This window comes from Hyphomonas sp. NPDC076881, assembly GCF_050269995.1.
Lineage (GTDB): Bacteria > Pseudomonadota > Alphaproteobacteria > Caulobacterales > Hyphomonadaceae > Hyphomonas.
This window is the reverse complement of record NZ_JBNNJJ010000010.1, coordinates 169,676-187,765: the sequence shown is the minus strand read 5'-3', so window position 1 is coordinate 187,765 and position 18,090 is coordinate 169,676. Positions and strand designations below refer to the sequence as shown.

At 57.4% G+C, this 18,090-nt stretch carries 16 protein-coding genes; 9 read left to right on the top strand and 7 right to left on the bottom strand.

From position 1 onward, the window contains the following. Positions 1-46 precede the first annotated feature (46 nt). The 3 genes from ACQKI2_RS12865 to folE are packed head-to-tail and all read right to left on the bottom strand — an operon-like array spanning position 47 to position 3,365. Positions 47-1,465 (bottom strand): aldehyde dehydrogenase family protein, encoded by a 1,419-nt coding sequence (locus tag ACQKI2_RS12865; protein ID WP_427380064.1) that lies wholly within the window; start codon positions 1,463-1,465, stop codon positions 47-49. Next, complete coding sequence (locus ACQKI2_RS12860) at positions 1,462-2,649, bottom strand: CaiB/BaiF CoA transferase family protein (RefSeq protein ID WP_427380063.1); 1,188 nt, start codon at positions 2,647-2,649, stop codon at positions 1,462-1,464. The genes ACQKI2_RS12865 and ACQKI2_RS12860 overlap by 4 nt, the downstream gene beginning before the upstream one ends. Positions 2,650-2,666: 17 nt before the next feature. Then, positions 2,667-3,365, bottom strand: a complete 699-nt coding sequence (gene folE, locus ACQKI2_RS12855; RefSeq protein WP_427380062.1) for a GTP cyclohydrolase I — start codon at positions 3,363-3,365, stop codon at positions 2,667-2,669. Positions 3,366-3,696: 331 nt separating this feature from the next. On the opposite strand from folE, the gene ACQKI2_RS12850 reads away from it, so the two are divergent. Continuing rightward, the gene (locus ACQKI2_RS12850) at positions 3,697-4,692 is read left to right on the top strand and encodes a DUF7064 domain-containing protein (RefSeq protein WP_427380061.1); all 996 of its coding nucleotides are present in this window, start codon (positions 3,697-3,699) and stop codon (positions 4,690-4,692) included. Between the two features lie 33 nt (positions 4,693-4,725). On the opposite strand, the gene ACQKI2_RS12845 is transcribed toward ACQKI2_RS12850, so the two are convergent. Together ACQKI2_RS12845 and ACQKI2_RS12840 are read right to left on the bottom strand one after the other, a co-directional pair. Next, positions 4,726-5,205, bottom strand: a complete 480-nt coding sequence (locus ACQKI2_RS12845) for an Lrp/AsnC family transcriptional regulator (protein WP_427380060.1) — start codon at positions 5,203-5,205, stop codon at positions 4,726-4,728. Next, positions 5,202-5,663, bottom strand: coding sequence for an Lrp/AsnC family transcriptional regulator (locus tag ACQKI2_RS12840; protein ID WP_427380059.1), 462 nt, complete (start codon positions 5,661-5,663; stop codon positions 5,202-5,204). The genes ACQKI2_RS12845 and ACQKI2_RS12840 overlap by 4 nt, the downstream gene beginning before the upstream one ends. Before the next feature lie 338 nt (positions 5,664-6,001). On the opposite strand from ACQKI2_RS12840, the gene ACQKI2_RS12835 reads away from it, so the two are divergent. The 7 genes from ACQKI2_RS12835 to ACQKI2_RS12805 all read left to right on the top strand — a co-directional run bounded on the left by ACQKI2_RS12835 (position 6,002) and on the right by ACQKI2_RS12805 (position 16,301). Then, the gene (locus tag ACQKI2_RS12835; RefSeq protein WP_427380058.1) at positions 6,002-7,108 is read left to right on the top strand and encodes a phosphotransferase family protein; all 1,107 of its coding nucleotides are present in this window, start codon (positions 6,002-6,004) and stop codon (positions 7,106-7,108) included. Positions 7,109-7,207: 99 nt separating this feature from the next. Then, on the top strand, positions 7,208-9,706 hold the full coding sequence (locus ACQKI2_RS12830) for a TonB-dependent receptor (protein WP_427380057.1): 2,499 nt from the start codon (positions 7,208-7,210) through the stop codon (positions 9,704-9,706). 253 nt (positions 9,707-9,959) lie between these two features. Next, positions 9,960-11,723 (top strand): N-acyl-D-amino-acid deacylase family protein, encoded by a 1,764-nt coding sequence (locus ACQKI2_RS12825; protein ID WP_427380056.1) that lies wholly within the window; start codon positions 9,960-9,962, stop codon positions 11,721-11,723. 100 nt (positions 11,724-11,823) lie between these two features. Continuing rightward, on the top strand, positions 11,824-13,116 hold the full coding sequence (locus tag ACQKI2_RS12820; protein ID WP_427380055.1) for a cytochrome P450: 1,293 nt from the start codon (positions 11,824-11,826) through the stop codon (positions 13,114-13,116). Positions 13,117-13,161: 45 nt separating this feature from the next. Then, a complete protein-coding gene (locus ACQKI2_RS12815) occupies positions 13,162-14,193 on the top strand; it encodes a DUF7064 domain-containing protein (protein WP_427380054.1) in 1,032 nt (343 codons plus the stop codon). Positions 14,194-14,273: 80 nt separating this feature from the next. Further along, positions 14,274-15,350: a phosphotransferase family protein gene (locus ACQKI2_RS12810; protein ID WP_291052003.1), complete on the top strand. Its 1,077-nt coding sequence runs from the start codon at positions 14,274-14,276 to the stop codon at positions 15,348-15,350. Positions 15,351-15,479: 129 nt separating this feature from the next. Continuing rightward, complete coding sequence (locus ACQKI2_RS12805) at positions 15,480-16,301, top strand: tyrosine-protein phosphatase (protein ID WP_427380053.1); 822 nt, start codon at positions 15,480-15,482, stop codon at positions 16,299-16,301. Between the two features lie 123 nt (positions 16,302-16,424). Here the strand turns inward: ACQKI2_RS12805 and ACQKI2_RS12800 are convergent, their stop codons facing one another. Beyond that, complete coding sequence (locus ACQKI2_RS12800) at positions 16,425-16,574, bottom strand: hypothetical protein (RefSeq protein ID WP_427380052.1); 150 nt, start codon at positions 16,572-16,574, stop codon at positions 16,425-16,427. Positions 16,575-16,625: 51 nt separating this feature from the next. Here ACQKI2_RS12800 and ACQKI2_RS12795 point away from each other — a divergent pair, with 51 nt between their 5' ends. Continuing rightward, the gene (locus ACQKI2_RS12795) at positions 16,626-17,330 is read left to right on the top strand and encodes an IS6 family transposase (protein WP_427380051.1); all 705 of its coding nucleotides are present in this window, start codon (positions 16,626-16,628) and stop codon (positions 17,328-17,330) included. On the opposite strand, the gene ACQKI2_RS12790 is transcribed toward ACQKI2_RS12795, so the two are convergent. Further along, positions 17,275-18,072 carry a hypothetical protein gene (locus ACQKI2_RS12790; RefSeq protein ID WP_427380050.1) on the bottom strand — a complete coding sequence of 266 codons (798 nt, stop codon included), beginning with the start codon at positions 18,070-18,072 and terminating at the stop codon, positions 17,275-17,277. The genes ACQKI2_RS12795 and ACQKI2_RS12790 overlap by 56 nt on opposite strands. Between the last annotated feature and the right edge of the window lie 18 nt (positions 18,073-18,090).

Genomic DNA, 18,090 nt, shown 5'->3' with positions numbered 1-18,090 from the left:
GCGATGTTCCTTTACTTATGATTGACGCAAGCGGGTCGATTGTGGGTCAGCGGGCGAGATAGACAGCCTGCGGCACCATGAATTCGAGCAGGCCTTCCATGCCGTTCTCGACGCCGAACCCGCTCTGCTTGTGCCCGGCGAAGGGCGTATCAGGGCGCAGGTTGAGGTTCTGGTTGATCCAGACCGTGCCCGTTTCAAGCTGGCGGGCGATTTCGAGGCCGCGCTCCGGATCGCCGGTCCAGATGGCGCCGGCGAGGCCATACTCGCTGTCATTGGCGCGCGCGATCACGTCGTCGATGTCTGAAAACTTCAGCAGGGGGAGGATTGGCCCGAAGGCTTCTTCCTGCACGACGCGAGCCGATTCCGGAGGATTGTCCACAAGGGTGACGGGAACGAAGTAGCCGCCATTGCCGGGGACGTCTGCTCCTTCAATCAGGGTGAGGTTGTTCTGGCGGGCATCCTCGAGAAGCTCCAGGACGCGTGTATACTGACGCGCGTTCTGGATGGGTCCCAGCACGGTGCCCTGCTCGGCGCCGTCGCCGACTTTAACTGCGCCGGCGATTGCCGCGAGCCGGTCGCGCAGCCGGTCGTAGATGTCCTCGTGCACATAGAGCCGTTTGGTGGCGACGCAGATCTGCGCGGTGTTGAAGAAGGCGCCGAAGAATATCTTTTCGGCAACCGCGTCGACGTCGACATCCGGCAGGACGATCGCTGCGTCATTCCCGCCAAGTTCCAGCGTCACGCGTTTGAGATCCTTTGCGGCGCTCTCCATGACTTTCTTGCCGGTGGCGGTAGAGCCAGTGAAGGAGATCTTGGCGAAGCCCGGATGGGCGGTCATTTGCGGGCCGAGACTGTCATCCCCGGAGATGATGTTGAGGACACCCGGGGGAAACACGTCCAGAAGCAGTTCACCAATCTTCAGCATACAGAGCGGTGTAAAGGGCGAGGGCTTCAGGACCATCGTGTTGCCGGCCAGTAGGGCGGGGGCGATTTTCCAGATGGCCAGGTTGACCGGGAAGTTCCAGGGCGCAATGGCGCAGACGACGCCGAGGGGCACATAGCGGGTCTCGATGAACTGCTGATCGCTGTCTTCCGAGACGTGGACCGGCGGGCGGACTTTCGAGAGGATCTTCAGCCAGTTTCCGGCCAGCGCAATCTCCCCACGCGCTCCTTCAGTGGGACGGCCCTGTTCCCGGGTGAAGAGACGGGTGAGTTCGTCCAGGTGTTGAAGGATGACATCGCCCGCCCTGTCCAGAAGGGCCGCGCGCTCATTGATCGGAACCCGCTTCCAGCTTCTGAAGGCCGCGCGGGCGGCATGGACCGCTTCATCCAGTTGCGCCGCGCTGCAGTTCGGCGCGGCGGCGAAGGCCTCGCCCGTGGCGGGATTGATCACATCGATCATGGTCGTCGAGCTGGCCAGCTTTCCGTTGATGCTCATGCGGTAGTCACGGTCGAAGACTGTCATGGGGTTTCCTCGGAGGGTATGGTTTTTTCTGAGAGAAAGGTGAGACTGTCCCGGATCTCTGCGGAATGCTCACCCGTCAGAGGCGGTGAAATCTGCGGGGGCCTGAAACCGCAACCATACCGGACCGGGGGCGCCATCTGGTACCAGGCGCCTTCTGTCGGATGGTCCCGGCGCTCAAAGAAGCCGGTTTCCTTCAGGTGCGGATCCTCCAGCATATCTGCCAGATCCCTCACCGGCATGCAGGGTATGCGTGCCCGCGTAAATCTCTTCACCCAGTCCGCCGTCGTGCGGCGCGGGGTCAGTTCCGCAAGCCGGCGATAGAGCAGGTGTTGCTGGAGGAGCTGCTGCTTCGGGCTGTCGATGCCGGACTGGCGCAGGAAGCCGGCATCTTCAGCCACCTCAAAGACGGTCGGCCAGGAGTCGGCAGTATACGGCACAATGCTGATATGTCCGTCCTGTGTGGGAAAGGGCTGCCGGTCGGGATCGAGCTGGCGGAAATAGCCCTCCGGTGCGTTCGGGGGATCAAATGTCAGCCCGCCCAGATGCTCTGCCATCATGAAATGGGTGAAGGCTTCAAACATCGGGACTTCGACGAACTGTCCCTCGCCGGTGCGCAGCTTGTGCACACAGGCGGCGAGCGCCGCCTGCGCGCCGTAGAGCCCCGCCACCTTGTCGGCAATCAGGGACGGGATGTAGCGGGGTATGCCGGATCCGTCGACCCGCCCCGCCAGTGTTGTCGCCCCGGACGCCGCCTGGATGACGTCATCATAGGCCTGCAGCCCGTCATAGGGGCCGCCCGATCCGAAGCCGGTACAATGGATATAGATGAGTGCCGGATTAAGGGCCTTCAGCTGACCAGGTGCAAAGCCGAGGGCTTCAATCGCCTTCAGGCGGACGTTGTGGATGAAAATATCTGCTGTCCGGATAAGCTCCCCCATGACGGCGCGATCCGCCTCCGCCTTGAGGTCCAGGACAATCGAGCGTTTCCCGCTGTTGAGCGCCATGAACCCGGGGCTCATGCCGCGGGACCGGGCAGGTTTCCCGGAATAGCGGAACTGGTCTCCGTGGGGCGCTTCCACCTTGATGACATCGGCGCCGAGCCCGGCCAGCATCTGGGTGGCATAGGGCCCGAACACCACGCTGGTCATGTCGATGATACGAACGCCCGTCAGCATGCCTGCCATTGAAACTCCTCCTCCCGTCATGGGCCCTCGAGTCTGATCAGGGACAGGAATTCCCGCCGCAATGTGGCATCGTTCAGAAAGGCGCCGCGCATCACGCTGTTGGTCATATGGGTCCGGTCATCTTTCACGCCGCGCCAGTGCATGCAGAAATGATCTGCTTGCATAACGACGGCGATGCCATCGGGTGCGATCGCATCGCTCAGCGTATCGGCCAGCCGGACAATAGCTTCTTCCTGTATCTGCGGTCGCGCCATGATCCAGTCAGCGATCCGGGCGTATTTGGAAAGTCCGAACAGGTTTGATCCTGAATTGGGCAATATACCGATCCAGACACGACCCATGATCGGGCAGAGGTGGTGGCTGCAGGCGCTCCGGACCGTAATCGGTCCGACGATCATGAGTTCATTGAGCGCCTCTGCGTTGGGAAACTCGGTCACGGAGGGGCGGGGGGCGTATCTGCCTCGAAATACTTCCTGAACGTACATTCTGGCGACGCGCCCGGCAGTCTGTGCCGTATTATGATCTTTATCGACATCGATCACGAGGCTGACCAGAACGTCCCGCAATTTCCGCGCAACCTCGTCTACCAGCCCATCGAGTTCACCCTCCCGGATGAATTCTGAAATATTGTCATTTGCGAAGAATCTTTTTCCGGAGGCTTCTATTCGTTGGCGGATGACATAGGAAATGCCGGGGTTTTGGTTGGTGGGGCTCATGAATCAGGCTCCGAAGATTTTGAACGTGAGGAAGGCGATGATTCACTCAGGCAACGTTTAACTCACTGTACAGAGCATAACTCCGGTGCGGGAGGTTACGCCGTCTTCGCCGAAGGCCGGCGGCCTCTGACTTTTCCTGCATCGCGACCCAGAACGTATGACCTCAGGGCATCGCCTCATTTGACATTTTCGTGGCCCGTTCGCAAAGATCGCAATATAGAGAAAAAATCAAATAAAAAATAATAATGCGAACATAAAAATAGGTGATGGACGCGCAAAGTTATTATGGTCTAGGCTGGAAGGGTTGGAGCGACCACACGAGGAGCGTCAGATGAAATATGATCTCAGCTGGGATAAGCCGCACACACCATCCGGTGACGTACTTTGGCAGGAAAGTGACTGCTACTGGTTCTATGACAGGGCGCAGAGGATCGGCGGATTTCATCGCATCGGTCAGAAACCTGCGACAGGAAAGGGGCAGGTTACTTTGTTTATCTTCAGGGAAGAGGGGCAGAGATTTGTACTGAGTGCCGGTCCGAGAACAGAAGTCGCCCTGGGCCAAGACAGCCGCCAGGACGCCAAGCAGGTGGTTGGGGGGCATACTGCCGAAGCGCTGGGCGATGGCAGAATGCGCTTTACCTGGCAGGAGTCAGAATCTGACGCAGACCTTGAATTCTACGAGCCCTTTCACGAACCGAGGAACTGGTCAAAAACGGGCCACTCCGACGAGTTCATGAGCAATATCAATTCCGACGGGCACCTCGAATGTTCGGGTCGCATCCGGGGCAGGATCCGCATCGGGAGTGAGACATACACGATTGACGGCCTCTGCCACAGGGACCGGTCGTGGGGCTTGCGCGACAACAGCCGGGCAAGCCTGCACCGCTACCGGATGTTCTCGGGAACGGTCGGCCCGGAACTGAGTTTCGCGAGCTTCTTTCTGGACCTGAAAGGCGGGCCCAGCATGGTGGCCGGTTTCGTGGCGCGGAACGGTGTCGATCATGACGTACGGGATCTGCGAGTGATCATGCGCATGGACAGGGACGGGCTGACGCCGCTTGGATCAACAGGTATTCTGACACTGGAGACCGGTGAAGAAATCCGGATAGAGAGCAATTCGGTTCAGGGATTTCTGACGCCGGTTCCTGAGGCGCAGAGTGTCAGTCAGGATCATATCTCGACCTTTCTCTATAACGGAAAGGTGGGATTCCTGGACCTGGAATTCTGCATCAATCCCGGTCGCGGCGCATACATACCCGATCAGGCTGACCTCACCTTTGGGGTGATCGAGCAGGGGCTGTCCCAATGCGTGATATATCGCGACTAGATACCGGGGCAGGTCCTGCGCTGCCGGTTCGAGTCAGGGGGCCGGTCTCTTCTGGTCGTGATCCACAATCCTGACCACGTCGAGCCGGTGCTTGGGGGAAGATATGAGTTCATGGGTTTCGAGAGAATAGATGCCCTTCCAGCGCCTGAAGTGCTGGTGGACCAGATCAGCCAGCGCCTGTCGATCTTCGACGACCGCGAGAGTCACAACATTGTGGGGCCCCCCGGTGAGGGAGACGAACGGCACTTCCTTCAAGGCCGCGGCGGACATCGCAATCTTGCGGGCCATCTCCGGCGCTGTCTTCAGTCGCACAAAGGCGGCGCAGTTGAGGCCCAATGCCTGCGGATTGACGAGCGCCGTGATGCGGATGGCGCCGGAGCGCTGCATCGCTTTAAGCCGCTTGCCGATCGTTACGTCAGAGACATTCAGCAACCGGCCGACTTCCCGATTGCTGATGCGGGCGTCGACGGTCAGGATATTGAGGATCTTTTCCTCAAGGCTGTCATTCTTCAATTTCTGGCTCCAAGTGATCCGTATCTCAGGTCAAGCTTTACCACTTCGAGTGACAAATTGGCGGCCCAGTGTGAGATGCCTTTTACAGCCGCGACCTTGGTCTCGATGACCTCAAGCAGATGCTGGTGATCCCGGACGTTCAGCTGCAGAAAGATATCGGGGTCTGACAGCAGGACCGACACGGACGCAGCCTCCTCTATCAGTGAAAGGTCCTCAGCGACATCCTCAGGTGACCGCTGGCTCACATAAATGTCCAGGAGGGCAATCAGCTCGAGGCCCAGCGTCTTAACATCCCGTTGTGCAACCACTCTGAGAACATTGCGCGCCTCCATGTCGCGGATCCGGTTGGCGACCGTAATCTCGGTGCTCCCGACGCGATCGGCGATCTCCTTGTTCGTAAGCTGAGCGTTGCCGGTTAGGAGGTCGATGATCTGCAGGTCCAGCTCGTCAGCAATCATGGATGTATCCCGTCTAGCGAGGCGCGAGTGTATATTGGTCGCGTTTTCCCTGTTTTACTTAGACTAGTTTCCATGGCGGTGTCCATCATCGCAATTTTGCGAACGTCAACTGTAGGCGGCGCCCAAACGTCACACCAGTCCGGGCCGGCTTGAATGGCGCGCGAACCCCCGGTGAAGTCTAGTTTTTCGAGATCGGATAATGCTGAAAATATTGCTTTATAGGCCGGATTGCGAATTAAATAGCAAAAACAGGTTAGCGCCCATTGCGTAATGTGTAATCTAACTTTAATAACGCAAACAAGCGCCGGTAACTGGCGAAGAACAGGGAGGCGATGCGCATGGATGCTGCGGACATCAGCAAAGGGATTGTGGAAATTTCCCGCAAGGCCCGGTTTGAGGGTGTTACGCCCGACGAGTGGCAAAGGCGGCTCGAAGCGTTTCTTGCCGCTCAGTCAGATGTGAGTGCGGTCATAGCCGTAGACGATGTGCGGCCCGTGGCGGAAGCCGCCGGAGGCTCCAATGGAACGATGCTGTTTCGCGCAAGATATCAGTCCGAAATTGGGCATGAGGACCGCCGACTGGTTTTGCGCTTCCTCCCGGAGAGGGGGCTGTTTCATCATTATGATGTGACCGAACAGTTTAGGCTGCAGCGGGCCCTTGGTGAGAGTGCTGTTCCGGTGCCAAAGCAACTCTGGCTGGATTCTGAAGGGACTTATCTTGGCAGGCCCGGATATGTCATGGAGCGCGCGGCGGGTGTCAGTACACCGATGGCTTGGATGGCGTCCGGTATCCTGCATGACGCGCCTCCGGAAGGGAGGCGCGCGATGAGCCGGGGGTATGTCCGTGCCCTTGCGGATATCCATGCGCTGGACTGGAAATCCCTCGGGCTGGACTGGATGCGCGGGCGTGCAAAGGGTGCACGCCCTGTCGAGCGCGAAACGAACTGGTACTGGGACGCTCTGGTCTGGAGCGGGAACACGGAATATATCCGGCAGCTCGCGCCGGTACGCCAGTGGCTTATTGAGAATGAGCCGGACGGTATGGAGGAGGTTCTGTGCCATGGCGATGCCAATTTCGGCAATTATCTTTATGTCGGCACTGAACTCTCGGCAGTTCTCGACTGGGAAATGAGTTTTCTGGGCCCCCGGGAGTGCGATCTGGCATATCTGAAGATCGGAGATTCGATTCTTCAGGATGGTGTTCCGTGGCCGGAGGGTGTGCTCACCTATGAGGAGATGCGCGCGGAGTATGAGCGGTCATCAGGCTATACATTGCGGCATATGGAGTACTTCGAGCTGTTCGCGGGTTACCGGATGGCAGTGATCAACGTCCTGGCGATGAAGCATTTTCCGTCTGAAGTGCTGAGTGCATATGAGCCTGTGCTCAGGCGCGGACCTGAACTCTGCCGGGCGCAGGCCCGGGCCCTGGGTGTCACGCTCGAATAGGTGCGGACGACTTCTGTCCGCAAGAATCCGGCGGGCCCTCTGCGGCGGCGCCCGACACAGGAATGCTTACAATAAGAACGCGCGACGAGGGAGGAACTTATGTCGTCAATCGGTAACAGGCTTTCTTTGGGAGTATGCCTTACGGCGCTCCTACTCTCCGGCCAGGTGGCTGCCGCCCAGGATAGCGCTCAGCCGGGGGGCAGTGAAATCGAGGCGGATGCAGCCGGTCCGGAGGCGGGCAGCGAAAGGCGGCTTGGCAGTATCGTTGTCACCGCACAGAAAAAAGAGGAGGTTCTCCAGAGTGCTCCGCTGGCGGTGAGTGCGTTTGATACTGAAGCCCTCGAGCTTAAACAGATCGAGGGTCCGCAGCAATTGCAGTTCAGCGTACCCTCGCTGGTGTTCGCGCAACTCACAGGCTACACCCAACTTTCTCTGCGCGGCATCGGCTCGGATCTGACCGTCACCGCTGGCGAGCCGACCGTGGCAAGTTTCCAGGACGGCGTCTATGTGGGGCAGCTTTTTACCCAGGCGGTCCCGAGTTTCGACCTTGAGCGGATCGAGGTGCTGCGCGGGCCTCAGGGGACGCTCTACGGCCGGAACTCCACGGGGGGCGCCATCAACTATATTACGCGGCTCCCGGAATATGATTTCGGAAGCAACCTTGCCGTGACTGCAGGCAATTACGGGCGTCGGGTCGCTGAAGGCGGTATCACTGGCGCCCTTGTGGGGGAGAAGGTGGCGGGGCGGCTGACGGTCAAGCATGAACGCCGGGATGGGTATCGCCACAATCTCTATGATGGCCGTGACTATGACGGCAACGATCTTTTCAGCGCGCAGGCAAGTCTTCTCTTTGATCTTACGCCAGATCTGAGATTTATTCTGCGTGCAGACAAAACACGACAGACTACGTCAAGTGTGCAGCAGTTTGTTGATACCATCCCTCTTGCATCTGGGGTGACGCCGCAAACGCCTCTGGGGATTTTCTCACTCCCCGCGCCCGTCCTTGCGGGTATTCCAGGGCTGCTTTCGGCGGACGATCTTGCGCTTTTGGGTAATGGGAGCATTGCTGATTACTATGGTCTTACGCCTCCGGGGCAGTTTGCCAGCAATCCTCGGGAAAGTCTGGACTTCTGGAATGATTTTCCGTCAAAGCAGGTTTTCGATATAAATGGCCTAAGTGGTACGCTCGAATATGACCTTGGGAATGCCACGCTCAAATCAATAACCGCTTACAGGGAATCTGAGGGCAACATCCGAATAGACAATGACGGGTCGTCTGCAGCCATCCTGTATGAGGGCCCGATCTTTCAGTCGTCCAAACAGTTTAGTCAGGAACTTACGCTGTCTGGCGAAGCGCTCGCCGGCAAACTCGATTATGTTCTCGGAGGCTTCTATTTTGACGACAAAGCGGTCTTGAAAGCCGACCTTTTTGCGCCGGCGATTGGCAATCAGGTCGCGTTGGCCGGAAGCTTGACGAACCCGTCAGCGCCACCGGTGTTCGACCTCTCCCAGCCGTTCATCCCGAACCTGCTGCAACTGATCGCTGATCCGGTGCTCGGCACGACGCTCTACAGTCCGGGAATTTCGCCAATCGGTACGCTCTCGTTCGGTGCCGACCAGAAAACGAAATCGACCGCTGTGTACGTCAATGGTACATATCATCTGTCCGAACGTCTCAGGGCTTCAGCTGGCGTCAGATACACGGAGGATGAAAAATCCGCCTTCCGTCAGCTTCACTCAAACTTTATTCCGGCAGCCGCTCTTTGTGAAACAGACACCAGCAAGAGCTGGGGGGAAGTCACGGGAACGGGCGGGCTGGATTTCGATCTCGGTTCGGACAGCATGGTTTATGGCAAGGTGTCCCGCGGCTACAAGGCCGGAGGGTTCAATCCGGCCGAATGTACAGCCACGTTTGATCCGGAGTTTCTCTGGTCGTATGAGGCTGGCTTCAAGTCGGTATTCGCCAACAATCAGGCGCTTTTTAATGCTGCAGCATTCTATTATGACTTCTCGGATATTCAGTTCACCACCTATGTGAACAACAGTTCGACCATCAAAAATGCTGCGGCTGCCACCCTTTATGGTGTCGAGGTTGAGTATGTGTTGCAGCCTGATATGATTGAGGGATTGCAGGTGGATGGTTCCGGGTCATGGATCCACTCCGAGTATGATGATCAGCTGCTGTTGGATCCAACGGAATCTGCAACGCTCAATATCGGCGGCAACCAGCTTATCAGAGCGCCTGAGTGGAAGCTGAATTTCGGGGCCCAGTATATGGCGGAGCTCGGTCAACGGGGCGATCTGCTGTTCCGGGGTGAAGCATCTTACACCAGTGATGTGTTCCATGACGTCTTCAATGGAACAGCGCCTGGGCAGTCGGGAACCGTACAGGACGCCTACTGGGTGTCGAATGCCAGAGTAGTCTGGCGTCCGGCGGACGACAGGTTTGAGGCCCAGCTGTTTGTCGAAAACATCACAGATGAGATTTACGCGCACAGTCTCGTCGCAGCCAGCACAACAGCAAGTGTGGTCGGCCAGTTTTCAGCGCCGCGCACTTATGGGGTACGGCTCTCCATGAAGCTGGGTTCGGCGCGCTGATTTATTCCTCCTGGTAAGCGCTTCGCCGCGCCAGCCAACTCTCCCGGCGGAGGAAGCTTCGCCGGGAGTATTTTTTTCCTCGGTGACAACCGCGTCTGTCCAGCGGGCGATATTTTTGAAGGTGAGTCTGCTAAATTTACACCAGATAAAAGTTCGCAAACATTTGACAAGAGTTAGGAAAAAAGCATAATGCAAATCTATAGGCTGTTAAAGTAAAGCAAAACGCAATTCACTCTTCTCTCGGGAGGCTAAAGTGGCAAAATTTGATACAGTGATCCGGGGTGGCAAAATTGTCGACGGGTCAGGCCGGCCGGCATTCATCGGGGACATCGCCATTTCCGGGGGGCGTATCGCCGCAATCGGACCGGCGGTTGAAGGGGAGGGGACGCGCACAATTGATGCGTCCGGAAAGATTGTTGCGGCAGGCGTTATCGATACGCATACGCACTATGATGCCCAGCTGCACTGGGATCCCTATGTCACGAACTCCGGCTGGCATGGTACGACCACGATTGCCGTCGGCAATTGCGGATTTGGTCTTGCGCCCTGTCGTCCCGAGCACCGGGACAGGTACATGCAGCAGATGGAGACGACTGAGCAGGTTCCTTACAAATCCCTCAAGGCGGCGCTGGAGTGGGACTGGATCACCTATCCCGAATGGCTCGAGCATCTCAAGCGCACGCCGCTGGGCGTGAACGTGCTCAACATGGTGCCGCTCAATCCCCTGCTTATCTATGTAATGGGGCTCGAGGCCGCCAAATCGCGTCCGGCCACGGCTGAAGAGCGAGATATCATGAAGGCCGAGCTCCACAAGGCCATGGACATGGGGGCGATTGGCTTTGGTTTTTCCTACCAGGGCAACAATAACACCCACATCGACTGTGACGGTCAACCGATGCCGACCGATATCATGCATCTGGAGGACCTGTACGCCCTGGCCGATGTTCTCCGGGAACGGGGGGAGGGTGTTGTTCAGGCGCTCGTGGATTCGCCTGGCGCCCGGTTCACCGAAGTCGGGCTCGAAGTGGCCCGCCGTTCAGGTCGTCCCGTCATCCATAATGTGACGCTCGTGAATGACTACATCCCGACGTATCATGAAGAAATGCTCGAGATGCTCGACCGGGCAGCGGCGGAGGGTCTTGAAGTCTATTCCATGACGCTGACGATGCGCGGCTGGAACGAATTCAAACCCATGGACTGGGATATCTGGAATATCATGCCGGTGTTCCGGGAGTTCACCTTTGCCGGTGACCAGGCCGCGAAAGTGGCAAAGGCAAAGGATCCCGATTTCCGCCGCCGGCTGCGTGAAGCCTATGACCCGGTCCATCTTGCCGCTGCAGGGGGACCGCTGGAGACTTATAAGCTCAACAAGGCATACGGCGTGGAGCCATGGGCACAGTTTGAAGGCAAGACCGTTCACGAGATCGCCCAGGCCCTGGGGCGGGACAGTGTAACCGATCTCTTCATGGACATCGTTGCAGACACCGACGCGGCCTCCGATTTCCTGCTCCCGGACGCCCTGAGTGCGGATACCGCGAAAGTCGCTGAGGTTCTCCGGCATCCCCGGACGATTCCTGGCACGTCGGACGGCGGCGCTCACGTCAAGTTCTGGTCGGGAGGGCACTTTTCCACTGACATGATCATGTGGATGGTCCGTGAGAGCGGGCAGATGAGCCTTGAGGAAATGCATTACAAGCTGAGCGGCCTTCCGGCGAAGGTCTTTAATCTGACAAATCGTGGTACGCTCGTCGAAGGATCTGCGGCCGATATCCTGATCTATGATTTCGACAAGCTGGGTTACAAGCGCCTTGAGTATGAGATTGCGAATGACCTTCCCGGAGGGGAGTGGCGCCGTGTCTGCAAGCCCGAGGGTATTGAGTTTGTCATCGTCAATGGAGAGGTTACGTTCACGGATGGTACAAACTGCACCGGCGCTGTCCCCGGACAAATGATCGGGGTCAGTGGCCCTGAAATTGACCGGAGACTCTCGGTCCCGTTTGTCCTGGCTGCCGAGTAGCTCCGCGCGGATGCAGGATCCCTGAGGGGCGCTGAGCGCTCGTCAGGGATCAGGCGCCTCCTCCTGGTTCGCTTTTGGTGTGTACTTTCCTGAGGGTGTTATGACCCATTCTTCTCTGTCCGCTGAATCCGAGTCCGGCCTGTCTCGGCTGATTACCGATCCGCGCAGCTTTGCTGAGCCCGAGCCGATCCATAAGGCTTTGGCATGGGCGAGGTCGCACGATCCTGTGCGCAAAGTGGAGGCACCCGGATTTGACCCTTTCTGGCTGATCACAAGGCATGCGGACATCCTTGAGATTGAACGGCAGGCGGACATATTCCGCAACGAGGACCGCTCCACGGTTCTTGTTCCCCGTGACATGAGAGAGGCAATCGAAGCCAGACAGGGTTCGCCTCATCTGACGCGGTCTGTCGTGAACATGGATGGCAGCGAACACCGGACCTACCGGATGCTGACTCAGGCCTGGTTTGTTGCCGGCAGCCTGAGGAAACTTGAAGGGCGCATTCGGGAAATAGCCCGCCAGGCGGTTGACAGAATGCTCGCGCGGGAGGGTTCGTGCGACTTTGTCGATGATGTGGCGCTGCACTACCCCCTGCATGTGATCATGGAGATCCTCGGTGTCCCGGAAAAGGATGAGGGGATGATGCTGGCGCTGACCCAGCAATTGTTTGGAGCGCGTGACCCCGAAAAGAGCAGGGATGCTGGAGCCATGGCAGATCCTGCCACGGCCCTGACAGTGTTCGATTCCGTGCTCAGGGATTTCTATGCCTATTTCGATCAGTTGACAGAGCTTCGCAGGCAGGCACCCCGGGACGATGTGGCATCGGTCATTGCCAATGCGATGATCAACGGAAAGCCGATCTCAAAACATGAGGCCAACAGCTACTACGTCCTGGTCGCCACTGCGGGCCATGACACCACGTCTGCGTCCACTGCCGGGGGTATCTGGTCCCTGGCGGAGGCGCCCGATCAGTTGCGGGCGGTCAAGTCCGATCCGTCCCTCATTCCCGGTCTCGTGGAGGAAGCCATCCGCTGGACGACCCCGGTGAAACATTTCATGCGTACGGCGGTGTCTGATTACACGATCAGCGGCAAGAGGATCGGGGCGGGCGATTGGGTAATGCTGTCTTACATGTCGGCCAATCGGGATGAGGCCGTGTTCGACGATCCGGATCACTTCCGCATTGAACGTTCCCCTAACCGGCAGCTGTCGTTTGGCTATGGCCCGCATGTATGCCTGGGCCAGCATCTGGCGCGGCTTGAAATGCGGATACTGTTTGAGGAACTGCTTCCGCGTATCCGATCGATGGAACTTGCGGGGCCTCCGAAGTGGACGCAGTCGAATTTTATCAGTGGTCCCAAGAAGCTGCCAATCCGATTCAAGCCGGCCTGATACAGAAATCCGTAGTCTGATATAATATAATCAAGGGGAGGACCTATGTCACTCTATTCCGAAGTAGATCTGCCGCATACACCGAGCGATCATCCCGACTGGCAGGAGTCCTGGGTTCTTGTCTTCCGTGATCCCATATCCGGAGCCGTCGGCTTCTTGAGAACGGGCGCCTATGTGAATCAGGGCACGACCCAGACCCACTGGGGTATGGCCCTTCCGGACGGGACCCGCTTTCGCCGCCATCTGCTGGATCGCAAGCTTCAACCCGGGGACCGGACAGACACCACGGCCAGTTCAGGTACCGCAAAGTATTCCATTCCTGACATGAAGTATTGCCGTTTCGAGGCATGGGACAAGGATGCTGACGTTGACCTCCGGGTTTATGACTGGTTCCCGTCTCAGGACTGGTCTTTCGTCGGCGGACCCAATCACGGCAAGGAGCTGTCGGCCGTCTCAGGCTCTGTGAAAGAAACCGTCGGAACCTCTGGTCATCCTGAAAGTGCGGGCCGCCTCGAGGGCAGGATCCGGTTTGGCGACCGTGTGATCAATATCGAGAATGGCATTGCGTATCGAGACCACGGATATGGCGCTCGGCCGCATGCCGTGTTTCGGTCGGCAAGATGGCATGCGGGTACGGTCGGGCCGGACATGTCTTACTCTCTCATCAGTATGCACGATCAGGGCGGTGACCTGCACAAGTTCGGCTGGGTCATGCTCCTGGGGGAGCGCCAGATCATCCGGGATTTCCATACCGTGAGCTCCACGCTGTGTGACGGCTACTCTGTCATCGGCGGGTGGTCTGTCGTGAAACTGGAGAATGGTGAAACCCTGCGGATCGATGTCGATACCATTGATGGCGTGGTGACGTCCACACACCTCAACAACGGAGGTCCGGGTTCCTCTCCGGCTGGTATTGAAGCCCTGTCGATCCCGCGCTGGAACGGGCGTGCCGGCGTCTGCGACTTCAACATGATCGATAATCCGCGTCAGGGCGAAGCGGCGGTGTCTCATACGCTGTTTGCAAATTGTGAAGACGGATTGACAAAGCGCAGCTTTGATCCGGGGTGGATCCGATAGCGATCTCAGATCGAATTCTCAAACCAGCGAACTAAAAGCAGAAGCCGTTCGCAGACACGGCGGTTTTTCAGGAGGAAGCTATGAATGATTTATCGAATACGCTGGATCAAAGCGTTGCGGCCGCAAAGGGAAACTACGCAAAAATTGACGCCACCCGGCTGAAGGGATTTCTGGAAGACGTTTTTTCCGCTGATATTCGGCTGGGTGAACTAGGGGGCGGCGCCGCGAAATCGGGTTCATCTTCCGGAATTCTGGTTTTTTCCGCCGAGATACTGAAACGGGGTAGAGCCGAACAGAAGCAGCTCGTTTTGAGGTATGATCCCCAGACGGACAATCGGATATTCTACAAGTACGACCTTGATACAGAGTATAAACTGCTTGAAAAACTTCAGAACGCGCCTGTGAAGGTACCCCGCGTCTACGGTCTGGACGCGTCCGGTGAAATGCTCGGCGTATCGGGGTTCCTTATGGAGTGTGCACCCGGCGCCCCCATTCCAACCTCATTGTTCACCAGTGGTCCACTTGTGGAAGCAACTCAGCCTGAGCGCCGTGAAATTTATCTCGACATTCTTCGCAATCTCGCAGCCGTGCACAGTCTCGACTACGCCGCTTACGGCTTGGCGGATTTTTCGAAAGAGGCCCATGGCGGGTCGCCGCCGGAGAAATTCATTAACTGGTGGCGCAAGACTTGGGACTGGGCCAGGCCCGATGATTATGAGCGCTTGCTTCCGATCCATGAGTGGCTGCTGACAAATGCGCCGGTTATCAGACAGCCTGTGCTCATGCATGGAGACCCCAATCTCGGCAATTATCTGCTGCATAACAATCGTGTCTCTGCGATGCTTGACTGGGAGCTGAGTTCGGTCGGCGCGGCGGAGCTCGATCTGGCAATTCAGATTGTCTCAATGGATCCACATCGGCCGCATGCGGCAAGTCTGCCGGTCGCTCCGCCCACAGAAGCAGACTGGCTTTCAATGTATGCGGATGTCGGTGGAAAGCCGATCGGCGATCTGAGCTATTATAAGGTGCACGCCGCTTATGAAATTCTGATCTGCATGGGGTCCATGTCGAGATATCTCCCTGGAGATATTGCCGCCCAGTACAAGGCCATGACTGCATTTTACTGGGACATGGCCCAGCGCATCATGAGTTCATGAGAACGCGACGTCGCGGTCTTGTTTCGCAAACTCTACCAGCGTCAGCAATCCGCTGATCTCTGTCGGCGGGGGCGCGGCAATGAATTCCGGTGGGCCCAAGCATGCGATAAAATCGGATAGAAGGCGGATATGTGGATACGTACATTCAAACCCTACGCAGGAAGTGTTCCCAGCCGCGTCCTGAAACTGCAGGGAGCGCAGAACTTCCGTGATCTTGGTGGATATCCTACCGTCTGCGGAAAATCCGTTAGGAGATATCAGATTTTCCGTTCTGCAGGGCTGAATAAGCTGACGCAGTCTGACTATCGCAAAATCGACAGATTGGAGCTGAAAGGCGTGTTTGACTTGCGAACCCCGGAGGAACGCAACGCCTTACCCACTGTCTGGGTCGGCAACCCTGTCAGGCAGGCCGGCTTCCAGTCGGGCGACAATGGCAACCTGGATGCGATGGCCGCCACGTTTACAGACCCTGACCTGCGGCCGGAAGCCGTGACCGATTTAATGCTAAAACTTTACAGGCGCCTGCCCTACGATCATGCTGAGGCTTATGCATCAGTCTTGCGATGCCTGGCTGAAGGAGAGTTTCCGCTTCTGTTTCATTGCGCCGCCGGAAAAGACAGAACCGGGGTCCTGGCTGCCATCATCCTGTCTCTGTTGGGTGTCCCCGAGCCTCTCGTCATCGAAGATTACGCGCTGTCGGCCCGGATCGTGGATTACCGAAAGGAGCTTGGCCTCGACGACAAGACCCCCTCCGGGCTGCACGGGCAAAGTATGTTGCGCGAGCTCGCTGAGGAGGTGGTTGAGCCGCTTCTCATGTCCCATCCCGACTATATAAGGGCAACGTTCTCCGAGCTGGAAGGACAGCACGGGACCATCGAATTATTTGTAAAGACCGTGTACGGTTTAGATGAAACAGATGTGAGCGCCCTGAAAGACAAGCTTCTCGATTAGGCCGTTGCAGAATCGTACAACGTTTCTAGTGATCGCGCTGGAAAAGCGCATCCCCGCAAAAAGCCGTGGGGGGTGTATCTTTAGCCGCATCGGACGAGGCTGAGATGTCATTCAGTTTATTTGCTATTTTGACTGCGCCACACTGCTTATCTTCAGCAGGGTTTCAGCCCAGAGTTCGAGCGCGGCGCGTTTCTCCGCCGCATAGTCATACCGGTTATAGATCTGCGTGACCGGTGAGCCGAGCGGTGTGTGGTTGAGGATGCGGGCGGGCATTGTCAGCGGAACGGGGCTTGAAGAGCCGGAATCCGGAGCTAGCCTCCGAAAATGGCTCAAAATCCCTTCCGCTACTTCAAAACGTCTCCCGAGATCATCCAACTTGCTGTGATGATGTACGTCCGATTTCCGCTGTCGCTACGCAATGTCGAAGACCTTCTGCACGAGCGCGGGATCGATATTTGCCACGAAAGTGTGAGGTTGTGGGTAGACCGGTTTGGAACCTACTTTGCCCGAACGATCCGGAAGCGGCGGTCAGAGTCTATGCGCCAGGTAACGCAGTGGCGCTGGCATTTAGACGAGATGTTTGTGAAGATCTGTGGCGAGACACACTACCTCTGGCGCGCGGTTGACCATGAGGGCGAGGTTCTCGAAGCATACGTCACAAAGAGCAGGGACAAGGCTGCAGCGTTGAAATTCCTAAGAAAAGCGATGAAGCGCTATGGAAACCCTGAGGTTATCGTCACCGACAAGCTTCGGTCTTACGGTGCGGCTCTGAAAGCGATCGGCAACGAACATCGCCATGAAGCCGGGCGCCATCTCAATAATCGTTCCGAGAACTCACACCTTCCTCTCCGACGAAGGGAGCGGGCGATGTCGCGTTTCAGGCGGATGCGAAGTCTCCAGAAGTTCGCGTCCACGCATTCCTCAGTACACAATCATTTCAATCTCGAAAGGCACCTATACTCGCGCATTAACTTCAAAGCCAGACGAGACGCCGCGCTTCGCGAGTGGCGCGAACTTCTTGTCGCCTGAGACCTGCTCGCGCGCGAATATCGGAGACTGGTTCGCATTCGTCTGACAGCACCCTCTCCTTTCCGCTAAAATAAAGATCCCGGATTTTTTCGGCGGTCGCCCAATGCCGCTCATCAGGTGGCTGGTTACGGTCCGCCAGGGCTTTCTCGCGTGTGTAGGTGTCGCCGACGGTATAGTAGGGGCCGTTGCGCATCTGGTAGCAGAAGACACCCGCCACGCCCGACGCAATCAGTCCGCGTGCGGCCGCCTGTTCCATCGCATCACCATTAGCGGCGTGCATCTGGTCGATCACCGAGGTGACACCAGAATCCAGGCAGGCGAGGCCGCCCATCAATTGTGCGATAAACATATCCTCCGGTTCGTAGGCCAGAGCGTAGATCATGTTTGTGGTGCGGTCGTACTCGGCGTACCGCGGTGAAATCTTCGGGAGTGCTCCGTTCAGCAAGGTTTGCCAGACATGGCGGTGCCCATCGATCATGCCCGGCATGAGGATCATGCCCCCGGCGTTGACGACAGTGGCGCCATCTGCCGGGAGGTCTTTTCCGATATCCTTGATGATGCCGTTTTCGATCAGGACATCGGTATTCATATACTCTGCATCAGGATCAACCATCGAGATTATGTCGGCGCCCCTGATAAGGGTTCGATTGGAAGATACAGCGCTGGCGGTAGCGCAACCGGCCATGGAAACCGCCGATGTGGACGCGGCGAGTTTGAGAAAGTCTTTTCGGGTAAGTTTCATATGCCGCCGGCCTTCAGG

Bases quoted from the DNA above. Each gene is read 5' to 3' on its own strand.
- ACQKI2_RS12850 (WP_427380061.1), top strand. From the start codon at position 3,697: ATGAAATATGATCTCAGCTGGGATAAGCCGCACACACCATCCGGTGAC.
- ACQKI2_RS12800 (WP_427380052.1), bottom strand. From the start codon at position 16,574: ATGCCCGCCCGCATCCTCAACCACACACCGCTCGGCTCACCGGTCACG.
- ACQKI2_RS12830 (WP_427380057.1), top strand. From the start codon at position 7,208: ATGTCGTCAATCGGTAACAGGCTTTCTTTGGGAGTATGCCTTACGGCG.
- ACQKI2_RS12815 (WP_427380054.1), top strand. From the start codon at position 13,162: ATGTCACTCTATTCCGAAGTAGATCTGCCGCATACACCGAGCGATCAT.
- ACQKI2_RS12810 (WP_291052003.1), top strand. From the start codon at position 14,274: ATGAATGATTTATCGAATACGCTGGATCAAAGCGTTGCGGCCGCAAAG.
- ACQKI2_RS12805 (WP_427380053.1), top strand. From the start codon at position 15,480: ATGTGGATACGTACATTCAAACCCTACGCAGGAAGTGTTCCCAGCCGC.
- ACQKI2_RS12835 (WP_427380058.1), top strand. From the start codon at position 6,002: ATGGATGCTGCGGACATCAGCAAAGGGATTGTGGAAATTTCCCGCAAG.
- ACQKI2_RS12795 (WP_427380051.1), top strand. From the start codon at position 16,626: ATGGCTCAAAATCCCTTCCGCTACTTCAAAACGTCTCCCGAGATCATC.
- ACQKI2_RS12840 (WP_427380059.1), bottom strand. From the start codon at position 5,663: ATGATTGCTGACGAGCTGGACCTGCAGATCATCGACCTCCTAACCGGC.
- ACQKI2_RS12790 (WP_427380050.1), bottom strand. From the start codon at position 18,072: ATGAAACTTACCCGAAAAGACTTTCTCAAACTCGCCGCGTCCACATCG.
- folE (WP_427380062.1), bottom strand. From the start codon at position 3,365: ATGAGCCCCACCAACCAAAACCCCGGCATTTCCTATGTCATCCGCCAA.
- ACQKI2_RS12860 (WP_427380063.1), bottom strand. From the start codon at position 2,649: ATGGCAGGCATGCTGACGGGCGTTCGTATCATCGACATGACCAGCGTG.
- ACQKI2_RS12865 (WP_427380064.1), bottom strand. From the start codon at position 1,465: ATGACAGTCTTCGACCGTGACTACCGCATGAGCATCAACGGAAAGCTG.
- ACQKI2_RS12820 (WP_427380055.1), top strand. From the start codon at position 11,824: ATGACCCATTCTTCTCTGTCCGCTGAATCCGAGTCCGGCCTGTCTCGG.